General features: G+C 45.6%; 2 protein-coding genes. Both read right to left on the bottom strand.

The genetic code is table 11. From position 1 onward, the window contains the following. Positions 1–64 precede the first annotated feature (64 nt). Positions 65–547 (bottom strand): DUF6790 family protein, encoded by a 483-nt coding sequence (locus K7397_RS08315; protein WP_237690778.1) that lies wholly within the window; start codon positions 545–547, stop codon positions 65–67. Positions 548–1,798: 1,251 nt separating this feature from the next. Then, positions 1,799–3,037, bottom strand: a complete 1,239-nt coding sequence (locus K7397_RS08310; RefSeq protein WP_223067484.1) for a hypothetical protein — start codon at positions 3,035–3,037, stop codon at positions 1,799–1,801. Positions 3,038–3,936 lie beyond the last annotated feature (899 nt).

Raw genomic sequence — 3,936 nt, 5'->3', positions numbered from 1 at the left:
TATCCCTTCCTCCAATCCTGTCATCTACTATTTAGGACATGAGCATTTCAAATTTCCTCCTAATCTATTGCATTACCCATATTCCTCCTGCCCAGATGGAAAGTGCTGTGATAAAAGCCTGATAGAAGATATCCATAATAATATTGCCGATACTGATTCCATCCGCCTTGCGATTTTTTACCATTTCATACGTATGGGACCATAGACCGCTTAATCCGTATATGTACATAGTAACCAAAACCCCGATCCAAAAAGGACCCTTGAACCAAATTGCCATAATGCCCATGACTCCCAACCCTACCTGAGAAAAGCCGTATTTCACCTGGAACGGCCCTCCGGGCCATCCGAGCTGTTTGGCCGTCTGGTCAGCTCGAAAAATATTGATGATACAGCCAATCAGCCCTACCAATCCAAAGGTAACTATAAACTGGTGCAGCAGCAAAACCCTGCTAATTTCACTCCAGTCGTTGGGAAAACCCAATGAATACAAATGCACTACCCCTGAAATAATACCCAGCAGCCACAGCACTAAAAACCACATATCCATTCACTCCCAGCATCCGACTTAATTGACGAAAACATACAAAATTAACCAATATTCTATTTACCAAAGATTATATTCCCTTGTTCAAATTTGTCAATCTATATGAAAAAATATATTTCGTATATTTTCAGCATATTATTCCTATATATGTTTTCTATGTTTAATTTAACTTATTTTCTGGATTTAGTTCTACGGTTAGACCTGTGTCCTGATTCAACAGGTAACTCTACCTACCATGAAATTCCCTTGCCGGTTTCGCGTACAGTAATGCCTAAATCCCATAAAATACAGGGTATCCTGCCTCGGTGTACTTTCCTCTCAGTAAGACTTCCACAAAGTGGTCGAAGCTTCCCACATTTTGTAGGCTTGTTAAGCTCTACCCAAAAAAATTTGGAACGGTCGGACCTCCTTGTTCCCATAAAATCTTTGTCCTGAACGGCATTTCAGGCAATACATGCTTTTTTGTGCTTTTAAGAAACAACCCTTCATTAAACTGTTAAATCATTCACATTAGTACAAATATTCTCTTTTGTGGTCGAACAAAGTGTGATGACCATAAAACTGCTGATAGCGGGCTGTCTGCTGTATCCCCTTAAGACGATTAATGGCTTCGCCCCTTGATAACAAAGGGCGAAGCCACTCGATTTAATTTGTTTTGCTGTGGTCCTAAGATGTCTTAATTCCATTTTATCGGAGTGCAAGGAAAAGAACGGGATAAGGGGGAGTCATGGAGGAGTTTAAGCCGGAGTTCAAAGCTTGAATAAAGACCATTATCCCTGTTCTCTAACCCATCCAACACCTTGCCACGCTTGAGTTTAGTCCGAGTCGATCTAAAAGTAATATTCGAGAGCAACCCTTCGTTATCCTACCCGCGGCGGACCGGGATGCATAAGAAAAAGCCGAGCAAATGTTCGGAAATGTCCCGGCATCTACTCGGCTTTGATACGACTTTTAGTCTTAGACTGGAATTGTTGATCTTGTGCGCTTTTTTGAATTCTAAATCGGCTGCTTTTAATAATTAAGTACTAGACTGACCTGTTTAAAAATTTCAAAGGCTTCTATGATCTCAAGGCAGACTCCGCCAGCGTCCCTACTCCGGTAGCTCCGCAGCAGACCATCGACATTATTAAGATTCGCACCCATTCGGGGAATATTACGATCAATTAAACAAATAGACAGCTGCGGCCGGTTCCCGGCGAACGGCAGCCAGCCCGGTCCCCCTAAGGGGCCGGGCTGGCGATTTATTAGCTGCCGTCACGGATTTACGATGATTTTGTCCATGCCGATAAATGAAGCCGGGCTGCTTTCATATTTCAAAATGGCGTAACCTTCGTCTACCTTGTAGACGAGTTTCGGATCATAAACAAGGCTGTAATAGCGGCTTTCCTGTTTCTCGATCCGCCCCTGCCACAGTTCCTTGCCGCTGCTCTTTACGCCTGTTGCAATAACCGTATGGTAACTGAACGGAGCCCCTTCTCCCGGGCTGCTGGTCTCGTTGTCGATCCGGATGAAAATTTTATCTTCCGGAATATAAACTTCATTTATAGCGTAATCCTCTACCGCCTTTACAACCTTGAGCCGGTTGCCCAGAATGATCGTAGACTTCGTCTTCGCGCCTTCCGGGCCGCCTTGTCCCGTTACGGCGATCCGGTCATGCTCCAGCTTTTGGACGGTTAAGACTGATTTACCCCCGCCCAGTTCCAGCCCGGTTCTCGTCACTTCGTTTCCGTCCCGATCCCACTGTACGGCTTCCTGGCCGTTTACAGTGTCCAGCACTGCATAGAAGCCATCCTCGCGGCCCGCCAGCCATCCCGATAACGTCCCGGTCTCCTGTTTCTGCCACAGCGGCCCCCCTTGGTCATTATATTTGTAAATCGTAAAGGTCTGCCCAGAGGCAGATTGGGCGGATACAAGAAATCCTCCGTCTGGGAGAGTCTCGAGCCCTACCCTTGTATCAATGTAATCCAGAGTGTCCGTATCCAGCGCTTTGCTCCACAGCGTCTCTCCCGCCGCATCCAGACGGTAAGCCGTAATTTCATTACCGCCCTCGCGTTTAAAATGATGAATGAGGAACAGGGTGCCCCCGTCAGCGGTTTCCCGGATGACCGCTCTGCTCGGGCGGGTCCTGTCTATGCCGCTGTCGATATAGAACGTATCGCTCCAGACACTTTGGGAGGAGGTCATTTTTCCGAAAGTCACCCACACCTGCTGCGATTCGCTGTCATCATACCGATTGATCATCAGCAGACCGCCATCCCGGGTGGGCTGAATGTAGTTGCTCTCATATCCGCTATCGTCAAAGATGCCAAACGAGGGGCCCGGTTCGATCAGAGCCTGTTCAGGTGCTCGTTCGGGTGCGGCCTCTGCCGGAACGGGGGCAGCCATTAAGCAAGCAAGTAAAGATAAGACCGTTGCGGCGATCAGGCTGCGCTTCATGCGGGAGCTGGAGGGCGCCGAATTTTTAAACTTGGCTGGCCATGCTTGCAGATTCATGAGTTCATCTTCCTTTCAGCGTATTATGATTCGGATAGGTGGTACTTACCCTTATCGTATCATCCGAAAGGAATGTGCGTACATAATTTTTACAGTAAATGAATAAATTTACTCCTATTGTTCGATCTCACCCGTTCCTCCTTTGGTACCGGATACCTAGAAGGCCGGCCGCTCCTCTGCCCGTTAGCATAATGACGAGTCTAAGACTTTATTTTCATCTGACACAAATTATGTCCCGAAAATAAAGTGGTATCGCCACACCCCAACCATCTCAACTCGCTCAAACCCTTGTCCTGACTGGTTTTTTCCGCCCTTCTTCTTCAATTGTCCGACCACTTGAGCAAATTAAAGTCGTATCAAGGACAGGGAAAAGGCCTGATCGTAAGATCACAGGAATCGCCTGAGTGAACGTAGGGAGCAATGCCTGAATAAATGCGTGAATAAAGCCTGAGAAACCTTGAAACGCCTGATAAAAAAAAGCCTCTGAGATATGATTCGAGAAGAACCCTGCTTTCTCCTTATCCTCTCCCCTAATTCTTATCCCCTGCCATAAAAGAAAAGCCAAGCAAATGTCAGGAAATAATCCTGGATCTGCTCGACTCTTATACGACTTTTAATTACTCAATACAACTTTATTGTTCAAAGAAAATAAAGTATTAGACTGGAGTTGCTGATCTGACGCGGTTTTTTGGTTACAAAATCGTCAGGTATTGAGAAATAAGTTTTAGACTAATGCCTAAACTACATTAACCAGAAAATAATATCGAAAAAAGAGTCTGTAAAATAGTTTGTGTAAACTCCTAAACCCAGTAAAATGGAAGTCATAGAAAGGTTGGGAGAATACATGGGACTTTGGTCAAAAGAACAACTACGGGCTTTCATTAAGGAGAATAACCTGG

It is taken from the genome of Paenibacillus caui, from assembly GCF_019904135.1.
GTDB classification, from domain to species: Bacteria; Bacillota; Bacilli; order Paenibacillales; family Paenibacillaceae; genus Fontibacillus; species Fontibacillus caui.
Note: the sequence above shows the minus strand (reverse complement) of the source record. Positions and strands in the feature narration are given on the sequence as shown.